The organism is Bacillus sp. SRB_331, from assembly GCF_003264175.1.
GTDB classification, from domain to species: Bacteria; Bacillota; Bacilli; order Bacillales; family Bacillaceae_G; genus Bacillus_A; species Bacillus_A mycoides.
Window position 1 is genome coordinate 201,525 of the sequence record NZ_NADV01000001.1, and the last position, 16,131, is coordinate 217,655.

General features: G+C 34.0%; 21 protein-coding genes and 2 pseudogenes. 9 read left to right on the forward strand and 14 right to left on the reverse strand.

From position 1 onward, the window contains the following. Nucleotides 1–90 precede the first annotated feature (90 nt). Entirely contained in the window at nucleotides 91–876 is a 786-nt protein-coding gene (locus tag B5P42_RS01095; RefSeq protein WP_113733426.1) for a TrmB family transcriptional regulator, read from the reverse strand. A 110-nt stretch (nucleotides 877–986) separates the two neighbouring features. Here B5P42_RS01095 and B5P42_RS01100 point away from each other — a divergent pair, with 110 nt between their 5' ends. Then, nucleotides 987–1,754, forward strand: coding sequence for a TSUP family transporter (locus B5P42_RS01100; RefSeq protein WP_113733427.1), 768 nt, complete (start codon nucleotides 987–989; stop codon nucleotides 1,752–1,754). A 230-nt stretch (nucleotides 1,755–1,984) separates the two neighbouring features. On the opposite strand, the gene B5P42_RS01105 is transcribed toward B5P42_RS01100, so the two are convergent. Continuing rightward, a complete protein-coding gene (locus B5P42_RS01105; protein ID WP_113733428.1) occupies nucleotides 1,985–2,872 on the reverse strand; it encodes a DMT family transporter in 888 nt (295 codons plus the stop codon). A 169-nt stretch (nucleotides 2,873–3,041) separates the two neighbouring features. Here B5P42_RS01105 and B5P42_RS01110 point away from each other — a divergent pair, with 169 nt between their 5' ends. Next, nucleotides 3,042–3,386 (forward strand): Rossmann-fold NAD(P)-binding domain-containing protein, encoded by a 345-nt coding sequence (locus tag B5P42_RS01110; protein ID WP_233147363.1) that lies wholly within the window; start codon nucleotides 3,042–3,044, stop codon nucleotides 3,384–3,386. Between the two features lie 50 nt (nucleotides 3,387–3,436). Here B5P42_RS01110 and B5P42_RS01115 read toward each other — a convergent pair whose 3' ends face one another. Continuing rightward, on the reverse strand, nucleotides 3,437–4,012 hold the full coding sequence (locus B5P42_RS01115) for a TetR/AcrR family transcriptional regulator (protein WP_113733429.1): 576 nt from the start codon (nucleotides 4,010–4,012) through the stop codon (nucleotides 3,437–3,439). Between the two features lie 142 nt (nucleotides 4,013–4,154). Between B5P42_RS01115 and B5P42_RS01120 the strand changes: the two genes are divergently transcribed. Then, nucleotides 4,155–5,630 carry an MDR family MFS transporter gene (locus tag B5P42_RS01120; RefSeq protein ID WP_113733430.1) on the forward strand — a complete coding sequence of 492 codons (1,476 nt, stop codon included), beginning with the start codon at nucleotides 4,155–4,157 and terminating at the stop codon, nucleotides 5,628–5,630. Between the two features lie 42 nt (nucleotides 5,631–5,672). Here the strand turns inward: B5P42_RS01120 and B5P42_RS01125 are convergent, their stop codons facing one another. The 4 genes from B5P42_RS01125 to B5P42_RS01140 all read right to left on the reverse strand — a co-directional run bounded on the left by B5P42_RS01125 (nucleotide 5,673) and on the right by B5P42_RS01140 (nucleotide 7,459). Then, nucleotides 5,673–6,200, reverse strand: a complete 528-nt coding sequence (locus tag B5P42_RS01125) for a permease (protein ID WP_113733431.1) — start codon at nucleotides 6,198–6,200, stop codon at nucleotides 5,673–5,675. After that, a complete protein-coding gene (locus B5P42_RS01130) occupies nucleotides 6,197–6,679 on the reverse strand; it encodes a hypothetical protein (RefSeq protein WP_113733432.1) in 483 nt (160 codons plus the stop codon). Before B5P42_RS01130 ends, B5P42_RS01125 begins: the two co-directional genes overlap by 4 nt. Continuing rightward, complete coding sequence (locus tag B5P42_RS01135; RefSeq protein ID WP_113733433.1) at nucleotides 6,672–7,013, reverse strand: PadR family transcriptional regulator; 342 nt, start codon at nucleotides 7,011–7,013, stop codon at nucleotides 6,672–6,674. Before B5P42_RS01135 ends, B5P42_RS01130 begins: the two co-directional genes overlap by 8 nt. A gap of 299 nt (nucleotides 7,014–7,312) precedes the next feature. Next, nucleotides 7,313–7,459 (reverse strand): YjcZ family sporulation protein, encoded by a 147-nt coding sequence (locus B5P42_RS01140; protein WP_000540380.1) that lies wholly within the window; start codon nucleotides 7,457–7,459, stop codon nucleotides 7,313–7,315. Between the two features lie 200 nt (nucleotides 7,460–7,659). On the opposite strand from B5P42_RS01140, the gene B5P42_RS01145 reads away from it, so the two are divergent. After that, nucleotides 7,660–7,896 carry a preprotein translocase gene (locus tag B5P42_RS01145; RefSeq protein ID WP_113733434.1) on the forward strand — a complete coding sequence of 79 codons (237 nt, stop codon included), beginning with the start codon at nucleotides 7,660–7,662 and terminating at the stop codon, nucleotides 7,894–7,896. Between the two features lie 114 nt (nucleotides 7,897–8,010). On the opposite strand, the gene B5P42_RS01150 is transcribed toward B5P42_RS01145, so the two are convergent. Both B5P42_RS01150 and B5P42_RS01155 read right to left on the reverse strand, forming a co-directional pair. Then, nucleotides 8,011–8,559, reverse strand: a complete 549-nt coding sequence (locus tag B5P42_RS01150; protein WP_113733435.1) for a DUF4352 domain-containing protein — start codon at nucleotides 8,557–8,559, stop codon at nucleotides 8,011–8,013. A gap of 613 nt (nucleotides 8,560–9,172) precedes the next feature. Next, entirely contained in the window at nucleotides 9,173–9,274 is a 102-nt protein-coding gene (locus B5P42_RS01155) for a YjcZ family sporulation protein (RefSeq protein ID WP_000505688.1), read from the reverse strand. A 286-nt stretch (nucleotides 9,275–9,560) separates the two neighbouring features. Here B5P42_RS01155 and B5P42_RS01160 point away from each other — a divergent pair. Next, nucleotides 9,561–9,750: pseudogene (locus B5P42_RS01160) on the forward strand (hypothetical protein). A 260-nt stretch (nucleotides 9,751–10,010) separates the two neighbouring features. Further along, on the forward strand, nucleotides 10,011–10,469 hold the full coding sequence (locus B5P42_RS01165) for a putative iron-sulfur cluster-binding metallochaperone (protein WP_061690013.1): 459 nt from the start codon (nucleotides 10,011–10,013) through the stop codon (nucleotides 10,467–10,469). 119 nt (nucleotides 10,470–10,588) lie between these two features. Here the strand turns inward: B5P42_RS01165 and B5P42_RS01170 are convergent, their stop codons facing one another. Next, entirely contained in the window at nucleotides 10,589–10,912 is a 324-nt protein-coding gene (locus B5P42_RS01170; RefSeq protein ID WP_002064068.1) for a hypothetical protein, read from the reverse strand. Between the two features lie 999 nt (nucleotides 10,913–11,911). On the opposite strand from B5P42_RS01170, the gene B5P42_RS01175 reads away from it, so the two are divergent. Continuing rightward, nucleotides 11,912–12,217, forward strand: coding sequence for a hypothetical protein (locus tag B5P42_RS01175; protein ID WP_113733436.1), 306 nt, complete (start codon nucleotides 11,912–11,914; stop codon nucleotides 12,215–12,217). 61 nt (nucleotides 12,218–12,278) lie between these two features. Here the strand turns inward: B5P42_RS01175 and B5P42_RS01180 are convergent, their stop codons facing one another. Both B5P42_RS01180 and B5P42_RS32445 read right to left on the reverse strand, forming a co-directional pair. Continuing rightward, nucleotides 12,279–12,500, reverse strand: a complete 222-nt coding sequence (locus B5P42_RS01180; RefSeq protein ID WP_002125677.1) for a hypothetical protein — start codon at nucleotides 12,498–12,500, stop codon at nucleotides 12,279–12,281. Nucleotides 12,501–12,512: 12 nt separating this feature from the next. Beyond that, nucleotides 12,513–12,716, reverse strand: a complete 204-nt coding sequence (locus B5P42_RS32445) for a hypothetical protein (protein ID WP_078176431.1) — start codon at nucleotides 12,714–12,716, stop codon at nucleotides 12,513–12,515. A 98-nt stretch (nucleotides 12,717–12,814) separates the two neighbouring features. Between B5P42_RS32445 and B5P42_RS33055 the strand changes: the two are divergent. Continuing rightward, a pseudogene (locus tag B5P42_RS33055) lies at nucleotides 12,815–13,059 on the forward strand (N-acetylmuramoyl-L-alanine amidase C-terminal domain-containing protein); the annotation flags it as partial. Between the two features lie 294 nt (nucleotides 13,060–13,353). On the opposite strand, the gene B5P42_RS01195 reads toward B5P42_RS33055, so the two are convergent. After that, a complete protein-coding gene (locus B5P42_RS01195; protein ID WP_002035052.1) occupies nucleotides 13,354–13,695 on the reverse strand; it encodes a YolD-like family protein in 342 nt (113 codons plus the stop codon). A 155-nt stretch (nucleotides 13,696–13,850) separates the two neighbouring features. Here B5P42_RS01195 and B5P42_RS01200 point away from each other — a divergent pair, with 155 nt between their 5' ends. Then, nucleotides 13,851–14,132, forward strand: coding sequence for a barstar family protein (locus tag B5P42_RS01200; protein ID WP_060750936.1), 282 nt, complete (start codon nucleotides 13,851–13,853; stop codon nucleotides 14,130–14,132). A 617-nt stretch (nucleotides 14,133–14,749) separates the two neighbouring features. Here the strand turns inward: B5P42_RS01200 and B5P42_RS01205 are convergent. Continuing rightward, the gene (locus tag B5P42_RS01205; protein WP_113733437.1) at nucleotides 14,750–15,925 is read right to left on the reverse strand and encodes an MFS transporter; all 1,176 of its coding nucleotides are present in this window, start codon (nucleotides 15,923–15,925) and stop codon (nucleotides 14,750–14,752) included. Nucleotides 15,926–16,131 lie beyond the last annotated feature (206 nt).

Here is a 16,131-nt window from a genome sequence, read left to right on the forward strand (position 1 = left end):
GATTGGAGTATCAATTTGCAAATAAAATAAAGCATAAGTTTTCCATTTCATTAACTTATGCTTTATTTTTTGATTCTTTCAATATGTTTCTTATTTTTCCATAAAGAAGGATTTTCGCTCTGTAGTAATCCATTGCTCCAAATTGTCTTGGCTACGTCGGACAAGTCGATTCACTAACACATCATGCCACACATAATCCTCTAATAGGTATATATGAACAGGGTCATCTGTATAAAAAGCAACATTACGCTCCTCAAGTGATGGTCCATAAATCATCTCTTTAGAATCTATTGATAAAATAAACCAATGTTCTGTAGACAGAGTTTCTGTATAAGGTGTTATACGATGGGCTTCTAGATTTTTAATGGGATTTTCAACATGCAGGGTAATACCTTGTACTGTAACTGTATCAGCTACCTCAGATAGTTCCTCTTTTAACGCTTCATACATCTCATCCCACATAGAAATGACAATACGTTTTTGGGCTTTTTTTATTAATGCCTGACAGTAGCTAATTATTGTTTTATTGTCTTTTAAAGTAATCACTCGATTATCCGTTTTTTCCTCGAAAGTTTCTAGTTTTTTTAATGAATCACTGATTACTTCATAAGTAGACTGCCATTCTGATTGCGCCTTTTGTAAAAAGATTTCAACAGGTAGAGGTGAATAGCGAGTGGTGTCATTTATTTCTTCCTTCATGACAATTCCTTTTTCTACAAGGTTACCCAAAATCTCATAAATTCGCGCTCTTGGGATACCCGAATCCTTACTCACTTGGTAGGCAGTGACAGGTCCCTGTTTAACAAGAGATACATAAGATTTAGCTTCATATTCATTAAAACCAATTTTTTTAAGCTGTTGCACTATGTAGTCCACTTTTTTCGTCCTCCGATGTTTGCTTTTATATTTCAACGTTACAATAACTGTTTACATTTAGCAAATTATTAGTTACTATTCTGATAGTGACTAAAGGGGAGGTTAATAGTATGGATTTTTATTTAGACCCATCAGTATTAATTATTTTGATTGCTTTTGGATTTTTAGCTGCATTTATTGATTCAGTTGTAGGTGGTGGAGGACTCATTGCCTTACCCGCTTTATTATTTACAGGACTGAATCCAGCAAGTGCAGTAGCAACGAATAAACTAGCATCGACAATGGGAAGTGCAACTAGTAATATTGTGTTTTATCGTTCTGGTAACCTTGATTTGAAATCAGCGTTTAAATTATTTCCACTCACGTTCATAGGTTCCATAATAGGTGCATGGACCGTTCATTTAATGAACCCAGAAGTATTGAAGCCATTGATGCTAATAATGCTCGGTGTGGTTGCTATTTATACGATTTTCAAAAAGGATTGGGGTAGTATTTCCACTCATAAAAAATTGTCTGGTCGACACGTCATTATCTTTACTTTTTTTGTTTTTGCTATTGGTTTTTATGATGGATTTCTAGGTCCTGGCACAGGTTCGTTTTTAATGTTTTCTCTTTTATTTATTGGGTATGATTTTTTAAAAGCAGCAGGTAATGCGAAGTTTCTTAATTTAGGAAGTAATGTTGGTGCATTGTTGATATTTATGTATGTAGGGCAAGTAAACTATGCGTATGGTTTTATAATGGGGATTGCTCAAATTGCTGGAGGGATCGTTGGCTCCAAATTTGCTATAAAAAAAGGAAGCGGGTATGTTCGTGTCCTTTTCATTACAGTAACCTGTTTATTGTTAGCGAAAAATCTGTATGACTATATTCGGTAAGTAATTTTGAACATCTTCACTTCAAAGAACGTAGAAAAGGTCAAATATGAAGGCTACATAAAATATAAGAAGATACTAGGGGCAAATTTATTTTAACATTTTTTAGATGCTACCTTATTCGAAGATAGCATCTAAAAAAGTCTCATTTAAAAGAAAATCTAAGTGAAGAGAATGAAAAAAATATAAACTCATATTTTTCTGGGGTATGTTTATTGATCATAGTGAAATGTTTACTCTATATTCCTCTTAAAACTAACCCGCAACAACCCCTTAAAATCCACCTCAGCAATCAACACACTTAACAATATAAGCGTCGCCCCTAAGTAGCCTTTCCCTGTGAGCGTTTCGCCTGTGAAAACGAAAGCAAATCCTGCGGAAAAGACAGGTTCTAATGAAAAGATAAGACCTGTATGTGTGGGCGTAGTGTATTGCTGGGCGATAACTTGCACGATGAAAGCGACTGCGGTACAAAATATGCTTAAGGCTAATATGATTAGCCATGAGTTGATCGTGCTAGGAAGTTTTGGGGTTTCCATCACTAATGAAAAAATAAGACTAAATAGGCCGACGAAACCGAGTTGTATGACTCCGAGCGCAATCGAGTTCACATGTTTTGTTACGTTTCCAGTAATGATGACGTGAATCGCATAAAATAAGGCAGATAGTATGCAAAATATATCGCCGTTACCGATCTTGAATTCACTAGTTAATGTTAATAAGCCAATTCCTATTATCGTTAACACAATTCCTAATATAACTTTCTTTTCAGGAATGTGTTTTAAAAATATAGCTGATAATATCGGAATGAAAATGACTGTGAGACATAGTAAGAAACCAGCATTAGAGACACTAGTATACTTTGTACCGAATGTCGCGAAAATGTAAACGATAAATAAAACGGAAGCTAGTATAAAAGCATATTTTACAGTTTTAAAATCGACTTTGAATAAGTGTTTGTAAAATATTAAACCTGATAAAAGAAAGGCAATAATAAATCGTAATGCGATTAAATTATATTCTTCTATGCCATCAAGTCCAAGCTTTGTAAGTAGGATGGATGCACCCCAAAAAAATGTAACTAGTAGTAGCATTAAATCAGCTTTTAATTGTATTTTCATTTCTAGGCCCTCGTTATGTATAATTTATGATTCCATACCCCTATCCCCATTGTTTATTTTAATATTAATTCTGAATATTTGGAACAAAAATTTATCGACGTTTTATTCTATAGTTACGTACGAATTAACGTTATCTACCGCAAAAACATTAGCGAAGTTAAATCCAAACATGACGTTCATTTACGTATCTGGTAGCGGCACAGATAGTACAGAATCAGGACGTACGATATGGGCGAGAGTGAAGGGAAGAACGGAAAATGAATTGTTGCGTTTACCTTTTAAAGCCGCGTATATGTTTAGACCAGGATTGATCATTCCGGCAAATGGTGTGAAATCAAAAACGAAATCATATCAATTGATGTATGATGTGATGAAGCCGTTGAACTCTCTTTTGAAGAGATTCGGCAGTGTTATAACTTCTGAGCAGTTGGGAAGAGCTATGGTGCGAGTTGGGAAAGATGGATATTCTCGTTCAATTATAGAAAGTTCGGATTTGAAGAAAATCGGTAAGTAATAGTATGTAAAAAACGCCTATTTCATATAGGCGTTTTTTTGATGGTGAAGTTATTCTTCCTCAAACTGAAAAATATCCCGGTTAATAAGTTGGTGAAGATATTGGTCCATTTCAGCAGCAGAAACGCTTCTTTCATTTTTAAACCACCACGCACTTAATGAGGTGATTGCCCCTGAATAAAATTCAATGGTTAAATCATTTGGCATCGTATGGTTTTTACACAGTTGATTTAACGCTTCTATTTCTTGTTTTCTTGTTTCGTGACTTAAATACTGTGTCCGGCTAATAAATTGTTCATCAGACATTTGCGTCTCTAATATTTTACCGATTTCTTCATGGTGTAGAAATTGTTCCATCACTTGAAATGGTTTACTTAATCGATCTGAAACCGGTATTTCAGCAATCATCTTGCCATAGCGTTTAAATCCAAATGTTAATAAAGCATCTTTATCTTCAAAGTGTTTATAAAAAGTTGTTCGGTGTACCATTGCACGATCACAAATTTGGTTAATCGTGATGGTACTATATTTCTGTTTTGATTGCGTCATTAATTCAAATAAGGAATCCCATAGTAATTTATGTGTACGTCTAATACGTAAATCAAGTTGTTTTTCATTATCATTCATCTACAATTCTCCTTTTTTGTAGATTAAATATACAATGGCTGAAAATTGATTCTCCCTTTTTAATCTACATATGTATATTATATTACATGTGTTCCGTTGTATTTAAAGCTTTTTAAGTAAGAAACAGGAGGAGAATTTGCAAATGAATATAACAACTAAGAGCCCTGCAAGTGGCAAAGTTGATACTTCTAATATGAAACATACCCCGATTTTAATTGCATTACTTTTAGGGGCAATGGTTGCATTATTAAACGAAACATTACTTGGTAATGCGTTAACTGTATTAATGAAAGAATTTGACGTAACAGCTTCAACTATTCAATGGCTTTCTACAGCATACATGTTGGTGGTTGGGGTTTTAGTCCCGATTACAGCGTTACTTCAGCAATGGCTCACAACGAGACAAATGTTTTTGATCGCTATGGTAACGTTTTTAGTCGGTACATTAATTGCGGGATTTGCACCGACATTTTCCGTTTTATTAGTCGGCCGTATCGTCCAAGCAGTAGCGACGGGGTTAATTTCACCGTTATTAATGAATACGATTTTAATTATTTGCCCGCCTGAAAAGCGCGGTGCCACGATGGGATTAATCGCACTTGTGATGATGGCAGCTCCAGCAATTGGTCCTACATTATCAGGAGTAATCGTTGATTCATTGAATTGGCGCTGGTTATTCTACATTGTTATTCCTATCGTGATTATTTCAATTATGATTGGGATGAAGTACATTCAAAATGTTACGGAGTTAACAAGACCAAAAGTAGATTATCCATCTATTCTTTTATCGACATTAGGATTCGGCGGGCTTGTGTATAGCTTTAGTGCATCAGGTGATTTAGGATGGTCCGATGCTAAAGTGTACGGCGCTTTAATTGTTGGGCTTATATCACTATGTATTTTTGTCGTGCGACAATTAAAAATTGAGAATCCAATTTTAGAATTACGTGCATTTAAAGTGCCGATGTTTACAATATCAGTTGGATTAATCGTCATTGTGATGATGTCGTTATTTTCAACGATGACTTTATTACCGATGTTCCTGCAAACAGTTTTACTCGTTACAGCATTTAAATCAGGACTAATAATGCTTCCGGGAAGTATTATTAGCGCCATAATGGGACCAATCGCAGGTAAACTATTTGATAAATTTAGCCCGAAAGTTGTTATCGTTCCCGGCATTGTGTTAGTAGGGATTGCAATGTTCTTATTTAAAGGCATTACTCCTGACACATCAATGGTACAAATTATTGTCATGCATAGCGTATTAATGGTTGGACTCATGTTCGTAATGACAGCACAAACATACGGTTTAAATCAATTAACACCAGATTTATATCCGCACGGAACAGCACTGTTTAATACGTTACAGCAAGTAGCTGGCGCAATTGGTACGGCTATCTTTATTTCGAAAATGTCGTCAGGAACAACTAAGTATATGGAAAGCTCAGCAAATCCAATGGACCCAGTAGAGAAGTTAAACGGTTTAACCTCTGGATTCCAAGGTGCATTTACACTAGGGTTAATCTTTATCGTTATTGCTTTTATCGTATCGTTGTTCTTAAAAGAAGAGAAAAAGGAAGTAAAGGCAACGCAGGTTTTACAGAATGAGAATTAAGCTTCATATAAAAAAGACATCTTTACGATTAAAGATGTCTTTTTACATTTCTTTCGTAATATCATACTGCAACAACTGCCGTTGATCATAAAACTTCTCAAAAACGATGCCCATTACATAGAAGAACAACAGACCGAAGCAAATGTGAATGAGCGTGAAGGTAGCTCCGAATGAAGAAAATTCATAGACCATAATCGGTAATTTCGCAGTTGTCCAAACACCTAAGAAAAATACGATGTACCTAATGCTGGCGCCTTTTTTTAATAGTAGTGCTGCAATCGGAAAGGCAACATAGAGGGGACCAGCTGCAATTCCGCCTAATAATAGAGAGAATAATATTCCATATATGCCGGACTTTTCTCCCATATATTTCATTAGTGTTTCTTTCTTCACCCACTGATCAAGTAACCCTACAAATACTAGGACAGGGGGGAGTAGAAACAACATATCTAAAATGCTATTCCCCGTTAATTGTAATGCGCTCCATCCTAAAGATTGGTTTATAAAAGTTAGTATGATAAGTCCAATCAGCAAAATGAAAAAGAAGCGATATCTTTTTAGTTCATTCATACCATCACCACCCAAATGATATATGAGAATAGGAGTGACATGAGTAATGCAGATGCATTACGAGCGTAAGCAAAGCTTCGTCCGAATATCTTTTGTTCCATCGGCAAGGTTGTAATTCCTACTGACATTAGTGTAGACATAAGTGCCGCAACTTGAGGAAGGCCTGCGCCGTGCTGTACTAACGTATTACCAAGAGGAAAGACGACAAAGCTTGGGATAAGTGCCACAGATCCGAGTATTGCAGAATAAATAATACCTAACAATCCGGACTGTTCTCCAATGATGGAAGAGATGAAGGACGGCGTTAAGATAGAAAGTGATAGTCCAACGAAAAGCATAATGGAGAGCATGGCAGGGAGGAGGTTTCGAAATATTTTCCATGATTTTAATAGGGCAGCTTTCGTTTTATTCCGATCTTTCATAAAAGAAATCCCCGTAAGAATAATCGCCAAAGTGTAAAGGATAGCGCCATTAATCATGATTAGATTCCTTTAAGTCTTTATATTTGTTTAAGAAAAAGGTTAAGTTTTTCATTTTTTCCTCAATATCCATTTGAAAATCCGCTAATTGTTCTTTTCCGGCTGTAGTAATTTTGTACATCTTTCTCGGCTTATCTGGAACGGATGTACTTACATAAGATTCAATAGCACCTTCGTTTTCTAATTTCTTCAGCGTGCGGTAAAGGATGGCACTATCGATTGGATTGACCGGAAGTTCTTCGTCACATTTCTGAAGTAGCTGCCCGCCATAGTTATCGCCTTCTGCTAAAAATAACAAAAGAAATGCACCTGTATGTCTTCCTGTATGCTTCATGAATATACCTCCTAGAATGAATTGGAATATATACTGTTAATGACAGTATACTGTTGTTAACAGTATATGGTGCATGAAGTGCTATGTCAATTTTAAAATGTTACTGAGGGGAAATGGCAATTCATGTTTTAATCTTGTTAAATAACAAAATAAAAGCCTACTGTTTTCTTGTGACAGTGGCTTTCATAGTTGGTAAACTACTATATTACGCTTAGGGAATCTCGCCTTTTGATAGTAACACATATATGTTAGCCCTATATTGAGAAATAAAAAAAAGACACTCTCAAGAGTGCCTCTTATTAGCAGCCGAATCCGCCGCCCCAACAGCTAGCTCCAACGATGATTAATAAGATAAAGAGCACAACAAGTAAGGCGAATCCACCGCCAAAACCACAGCCTCCACCACAACTACCACCATAGCCTCCACAACTACCACCATAGCCCATATTAACTCCTCCTTCCATAAAGTCCATATATTAATGGATTTATATCACTTTATGTTTTTACGGATAAACTTGAGCAGGTCCTTTTGAAAAAATAAAAGTACTCGGTATTTTAAAAGAGTTGACGAACTTATTTTTGTCACGAGTATTCCGCTTATTACATATGGTATTTTATTCTGTGCATTGGGGGAAAGGAGATCGTTATGGCTAATTCTGAGATGATATTACGTTTACTTACGGATTTAAAGATTGAGCAGCAAGCTTTAAAAGAACAGCTGGAGAAAATGCAAACAGCTTTGAGTATTCTTGAAGAAAAACCAACTATTCCTGAAGAGAAATCAACTATTCTTCAAGAGAAACCAGTTGTTACAAAGCAACGTGGACATTCTGGGTTTCCAACATCTTTTCGTGATTGGAGAGCATCTTCTCAAAAGAACTAAGGAATCCTGTTATAGTGAGTTATACAAGTACAGTCTACTGTTGTAGTTAATACAGAGGCTGTACTTTTTGTTATGTTAGTATAAGTTGTGATAGGTGGTTTATATTTTCTTTGACTATTCCACCTTTAACTCGATCCCTTTATCCAGCATATCTCCATTAATTTTCAAAGTTAATCCTTGTGTGTTTTTCGGTACATCGAATACAATTTTCCCTTCCGAATTTTCATTAGGATTAAGAACACCAAATTTAAATGTAGAGGTATTTGCAGCTTTAAGTACTAATTGAGACTCATTAGAAATGTAATATTCTCTTCCTAGTCCGTCAATTAATTTAAAGTTGTTACTATGTAGTGTAATGGGTTCCTTTTGGCTATTATAAACTGAGACGTCTAATACTTTAAATACACCTTGTGCTGTAACCTCTCCACTACCTATAGCATCTAATGACTCTGCATAGGGTATTGATATGTATACATCAGAAGAAACTCCCTGAGTGGAAAGCTTTTCTTGCGAATCCTTGTTACTAAGTTCAGTATTCTTTGTTTCTTTAGGCGCCGTATGCTCGTTTTTCGTGTTATTACTAGATGTATCATGTGAACTGCAAGCTGATAATCCAAATAAGAATGTGCTACATAATAATGATGTTAATAACTTTTTGTTCATAGTTTGTTCCTCCAAAATAGAAGTACTTTCATGGGTGCTGTAATGATTTAGTACATCTATATTTTTCTTTATATGTATTAAATGCTACATCTTATTATATTGTTTTTGGAATAAAAAGGAAACTTGATGCAAATAAACAAGACACTTTGCAGTGTCTTGTTTATTTAAGTTATGCGCATTACTTAATAAGACGTTAGTTACTCATCCTGAACATGAGTAACTATGTAGGGTGGTTTAATTATAACATTTTAACCAGTAATGGGTCTATATGGAATTCTCAATAGTTGTTTTTAATTATTCAGAATGATACATGTGGTGAAAGGTATATATTATCTATAATAATTGTATATATAACTAGCCTTGTAATGAGTTTCTACTATATTTGAAATTGAAATATAAATGAAAAGAAAAGCACAAAGAAGGGGCTGTGGAATATGGGCGCTGGGGGAACTGGATTATTTGTATTTCACACTAAAGACCGAAAGTGATGAAGTGTTGCGTAAATAACTAATTTGGATGACTTGAATGTATAAACCTAAAAACTTTCCTTTATGAAGAGCTTTTTATTACAAAGAAAAGACACCCATATAAGAGTGTCTTTTCCAATAGTTTTTTAGCAGAAGCAAGAAGCTCCAACAATGATCAATAAAATAAACAATACAACTAGTAAAGCAAAGCCGCCGCCACAACTACTACAACTACCACCAAATCCCATAATAGTTCCTCCTTTAATAAGAGGGGAAAACAAGGGGTCACTCATGTATTTTAACGGATTCAATTTACTTTATGTTTTTTACGCAATAATTGAGCAGGTCCTTTTGAAAATAAAGAAAAGACACCCTAAGGTGCCTTTCTCCGACTTGAACCATCTTAATTTTAATAATATTGGTCATTGAGAAAAAAGAAAAAGCCCTATATAGGGGTATCACCACACGACTAGCCAGCACTCACACCCAAAAACAGGATGGAATGATAAAATGCAAGTTTAAGGAGGGGGAAGAATGAAAAATGTACATAGATGGTTAAATTATTTTGGTTTTATATGTGTGTGCATGTCTAGCTTCGGTTTTGTTTCTCGTTGGATTTTTCGTGATGTGATTGCACTCGATCAATTACTTGTTTTGAGTATATTTAATAACAGTATTTTTTGTGAAACGTTGTAGTAAAGAGTTACGAGGTGATAAAGGTTAATCGCCCTAAATGTAGTTTTAGAATTTCGCAATCGGAGTATATTGTTGAAAAAGGCTTATTGAATAATGACAGTTTATTTTAAGAAAGTAAATCGATAATATAGTAAATAATACTTTCCTTGACCCTGTACTATGGCACAGGGTTTATACTTTATATGAGGTGAGACAGATGCAATATCTTATTATCGAAACTTTAATAGATTCAGAAAAGAAAGTAGAAGAATATTTATAAAAATAATAAATTGTAAAGGTGGGAGAATAATGGAAGATTGTTGTAGTAACCTTAAAGGAATAAAAATTGAAAATAATGGTCATTGTCCATCATGTAAAAATAAAGCTAAGAATGTAAATTTGATTACACTAAAATCATTGCTTAAACCATCGGCATTAGAAACATTAAATGCTAAAGAAAATCACTATTTTTGTTCAAACGAAGATTGTGATGTAGTCTATTTTGATACGAATAATAAAAAATACTTTGTATCTGACATAAAGGTAGCTGTAAATCAAAAAGATGACTCAGCAACTACACCAATTTGCTATTGTTTTGATTGGACAAAAGAAAAAATCAAACAATATGTAGAAAATGGACTTACTCCTAATCCAGTAGAGCATATTCGCGAAAACATAAGAGAAAATCGATGTGGTTGTGAAGTAAACAATCCACAAGGTAGTTGTTGTTTAGGCAATGTTACAACTTATATTAGAAAAATGTCATAAGGAACTTAAATGTTGCTTTTTTTCACCAAAATACTTTGGGGTATTTCAAGATCTCAAGTCGATGGGCATGTGGCGTTGCCTCATGCTCACCAAGCTAGTTAGTGTATGTTAAGTAAACCTTATGGATTTGTATATCTCATCCATCCACTTTCAGATTGTTTCGCTTTATACTTCCCATAAGACAGAAGCTTCATTGCCGAGCGATTGGCCGCATGAAAAACCAAGTTTAGCTTCAATTCTTCCTCCATTTCACTGGGATAGGTGGTAGATTCATAAACATAATAACCCGCCATGATACAGGGGATTACTTGCTCCGGTTCAAATCCATAAGCAGTTGCATCATCCACAACCAAATCAATGATGCATCGGTTTCCATCTTTAACTTTTTTCTGTAGTAATTTTTTTACCGATCCTGGTACTAATTCTAATATTTTATCCTTCATGTCAGTCACCTCATCTTTTATCATGTCCAGATAGCCTGGGGATATGTGTCAAACAGAATGAAGTTCCAACCGTAATTACACTGGTTTAACAAGATCTTAAGGACTATATCACCCTAAAAGAGAAAATAGCTTTAAATAAAAGAAATCCCGATTGTCTGCGGGGCTCCTAAGGGTAATCGTCAAGTAATGACGTACTCGACTAATTAACGATATCATGAATTTTTTGGTGAAAATACTGGTAAATGTGTCCGAATTAATGAGGGCATCATTTGGAACAAAAACGCTATTTTAATTTCAAACAAAAGAACAGTCAGCAAAAGCTAACTGCTCGGTTCTCCAAGGGGGAACAAGGAGAAAGTAACTTAATCGGTTGTCTTCAGTATTGACGGAATATTGAATTTTATTCAGGGATCTATGTTATATGATTGATAAAAAATTCCTTTATTAGCAGTAAAACTCCGAGGAGAGACAAGACTTCAATTGAGAACCAAAACATGCTTTTTTGAGGTTTTTTAAACTCCATTATTATGGAAGAAAATAAAAAGGTTGCAATCATCATGATAATTAAGAGACGGATTATATCAGACATTAATAGCAATCCGAATATTTAATCAGTTTCATTATATAGTTATTTCCAATGAGATGGAATTTAAGAATTGTTTTATTGAAATTCGAACAAAAAAGGTCCTGTTGTCTCCAACAGAACCTTTTCTAAAATGGCAAAGAGTAACTCTTACCTTACTCTTCTGCTATATAATACACAAAATACGTATAGATGTGTAGAACAAGAAATTCCAATATAATTATTTGAATAAAGTGTTTAAAAGTATCTTGTCGGGGTTTAATATAAGGAATTAAATTACAAACGTTGATTTATCAATGGATATTAATGATGAACTAGAAAATGATAGTTAATAAAGAAATATTACAATAATAAAATATGAAATATTGCATATTCAATTGAAATAGAAGTTTACAAGTAGAAAGCGAGGAATAACAATGGGGCTAGGAAACCATAGAACAGAAAATAGATTGAGTGTAAATGACAGGTGTTCCGGGTTCTACTATTTATGCGAAGAATGTCATTGGGAATTCCATAGACACTTCGAAACAGTTAAATCACACGAGTATGTTACGGAGACACCTAAATATACAGAATTGATAGGATTATGGGAAGTATTGAATGATCCATTATCTATGAAAGAGTTCAAGGAACTTGTTTATAAAGGATTGTATTTAAAAAGAAATGTACAAAAATCATTTAATGAAGAAGAAATAGAAGCAAACAACAAACAATTAAAGTAGCGAATTCGATGCTTTTTTATTTTACATAGAAAAAAGGAAACCGCAAAGGATCCTTTTTATATTAAGCTGCTTTATAATTTTTATTTTTAATCCTATTTCTAGTATCCATAAATGCGGCGAATGTCGCTATAGCACCACCTAAATCATAAACTTGGAATTTGTGGACAAAAGCAAGTCCTACAATGAAATTGTAGCTGTATATAAAGCATGTAATACCGAACAGCCATAACATGAACTTTAAATCTTTTAAGCTCAATCTATAATTCTTAATTTTTTTCCACATATGTATCAACTCCTATTGTTCTGAGGTTCTATAGTTTTTCTTGCAGATCTCTCGCATGTTTACGATAAAGAATAGAAAGAAGATAACAGCTGCGATGCCATTAACCCAGTAATACGTATGTCCCATCGTGAATCCATCATAGAAGGAATAGGCATTCCAAATTATAAGGATTATTGAGCAGATAGTAGAGATCATTAATGATCCAAAACTTCTCATGCTTTTCACCTCGATTCAAAGTTTTAGAACTTTTCATACAATTATACATTTAAATAAAAAGATTTACAAAAGGAATTACCATAAGGAGGGGGGTATGACTATACGCTCTAACGGGACAAACTGTTGGGAATTGTGAAGGAAACGGCGGTTCTAATGTGGATATCAATATGTTAAGTCAGGTGGATTCGATACTAACTCCTTAGATGAAGCTATTCAAGCTATGGCAGAACGAGGAATAAAAGGTAGCGTTAATGTTGATTCACTTTCTGGACTGTGTTATATCCAAACCGATGTCCTACCTAATACAGAGTTAGATAAGATTACTTGGTGGGTGGATACTTGATCAGGTGGTAAATGGTGGTATGAATATATCAAAGTTAGATAATAGTTGAAGCCTTCCTTAATCGGGCGTTTTCAACTATTATCTAAATGCTTCTTTAGTTTTCTCTATTGTGTTCTGTTCCTCTTTTGTATTTGTAAATTCGATAACCATAACAGACAGTCCAAAACCTAAACAAACAGCCTTTATCTTGCTAATTCTCACAAGAACTTACACTTTTTCTCTATCTGTATTTAACCTAGAATACAAGATTCTTTCATTTTTATTCCTGGATATATTTGAAAAACTGTATGTTTTTTATCTCAAATCAATTACATCTATAAATTTAAGGAAAACTCTGTTATAAGATGCATCAGTGCAAGTTATTAAATTCTTTATCGGATTTATGTCAGTTACAGTCACATATCTAGTAAGTAAATGACCATCTCTATAATAAGTAATCAATACCTTCTCTTCAGAAAGAAATGAACATAGTAACTTGTTTTCAATAATTTCTTGTTTGTCTTGGGTTAATGTAGGGCGCTCCACTTTTGTTTGTTTTTTAACAATCTTACCAATACCGATGAATTTCTTCGGTATTGAAGCGAATGGAGTCCGCTTAATCATTCCTATTTCTTTTGGCATATGTGTATAGTTCATGCTGTACATCTCCCTGATTGCTATAAATAACTGTATCATTATATCAATTTTTGAAGATGTTAGGATTATTTATATAATTATAAAATAAACATTTAGAGGTTTTTGACTCCTTATAAAATCAACCCAATTTAACTAAGTATGATTTATATATATAATTGAGTAATGAACATGAATCAATTATTGTCATAGATGTAAGCAACATTTATAATGCAAAAGAATTGCATTTACTTCTTAAAGAGAAGCTTGAGTTTCCTAATTTGTACGGGGAAAACTGGGATGCTTTTTGGGATTGTATTACAGGATTTGTGTGTCCTTTGCCAAACAAAATGATCTTCGACGGATGGTCAAAGTTTGAAAAAAGGTTACCGAGAGATACGAAAATAATGAAAGAGTGTCTTCTTGATTATAATGAAGAGGATAGAAAGGATCCTGCATGAGCGTCTTTTTTATTAAAATTTATATTTTAAAGAGTTACCTAGAAGAGAACAAGCTATTAATTAACAAAAAAGAAAAGACACCCTAAGGTGCCTTTCTCCGACTTGAACCATCTTAATTTTAATAATATTGGACTCCCGTCCGAATATTATTTTACCATGTTAAGTTGTTTTTGGAAATATGCCATATCGATAATTACAATATACGTTTTAGTTTTTAAATTATTTATCTTTCTAAAAGTTGAAATTAATAAGAACCCCATAAATGATAAACCATTCCACTAACAAAAAACACTAATCCTAAAAACAAAACAATTAAAGCAAGTACTCCATTTTGATTATGTTCCATAAAATTAGCTCCTTTTAGATTTATTTTTATCCCGCTATTTGTGGGCAGTAAAACTCCCACCTCAAAATTCAGCTGGAGCAAAGAAGTTAGGTGGGAGCCCTGCTGCCCGTAAACGCCCGATTGGTGAAGGCTAATACTCAGTGGGGGATGAACAAAACCTCCCACTGAGTAAAGTTTCACTTTATATACAAAAAAGCCTTTAGTCGTAATTATGGCTAAAGGCTTTGATCATTATACTTTTTAGTTTATAAAATTTGAAACTGAAAATGTACTAGCTTGATAATGAAGCTTCGCTATTAGAATTGAAAAATTTTAGTTTTATTATAATTAACAGAAATGAGAGTAGTGTGAAAATGAATCCGCTCCAAATAAGCTGGTGAATACCTAAGTTTGAAATGAACCAGCCTCCAATAGTTGTTCCTAAAGTAATTCCGAGATTTGAGAATGAAACGAATAGGCTATTACCGAATTCAGGCGCTTCCTTTGCTTCGCTTATTAACCATGTTTGACCAACAATTAATCCACCAGCATGTACGATTCCCCAAATGAATACGATAAAAATCATTGGAACAAGGTAGGAACCTAAATAATAAACCAATATGTAAACAATAGAATATAGGATAGGGAATAATATTACTGTATTTACTATACTTTTTTGCAGGAGACTACCAAATAAATGATTGCCTAAAATCATAACTATGCCAAATATGAATAGCATGATACTGATGAGAGATCCATTCATGGAAGTTACTTTGGCAAGGTACTCAGCGAAGTAGCTGTATACGGAAAACATGGCTGCAAAAAGGAATGTGACGGTTAAAATATTCAACCATAATCCTGGTTTGCCGAGTATACGAATTTGTTTGCCGAAAGACATTTTTTCTTTAACAGGCATAGAAGGAAGTAGGATTAGTATTCCAATGAATGCAAGAGTGTTAACAAGCGCTCCGAATAAGAAAGCAATTTCGAGTGAAAATTGGTCTGCAAGGTAAGAGGTTAGTGGTACACCTAAAGCAAAGCCAACAGTAATTCCCATGAAAACTTTTGTAACCGCTTGACCGCTCTTTTCTGGAGGGACAAGTTTAGCAGCTGTTACAAGAGCAATTGAAAAGAAGAGTGGGTGAAGTGCTGCCGGTAAAATACGAAAAATAAGCATGATTTCAAATTGTGTTGTATAAGCGTAGATTATATTTGAAATAACAAATGCAAAAATTGCTGTTAATAAAATTATTTTGCGATTAATACTAGAGACGAGCAGAATTAAAAACGGACCAGAAATAGCAACAACTAGTGCAAATATACTTACTAAAAATCCAGCTTGTGTAGTTGAAATTCCGAATTTTTGAGTGATTTGTGGTAATACGCCGACAATACCCATCTCGGTAGTAATAATTCCGAACACACCTATTGCGAGTGTCAGAATAAGTAAAGGATTTACTTTTTTCATTTATAAAACTCTCCATTCGTATCAGTATTTTGAAAGTAAATTCATTAACAAAGAAGCATTATTACAAGTATGATTGGATGCCAATCTTATCTGGACTATGTAATTTTAAATACAATAACAGATATCTAAATAACTAGATATGATATATTAAAAAATTTTCTCCTTTCTATGTTTCTTGCTTTTATAGGTAGTGCAATTTTATAAAA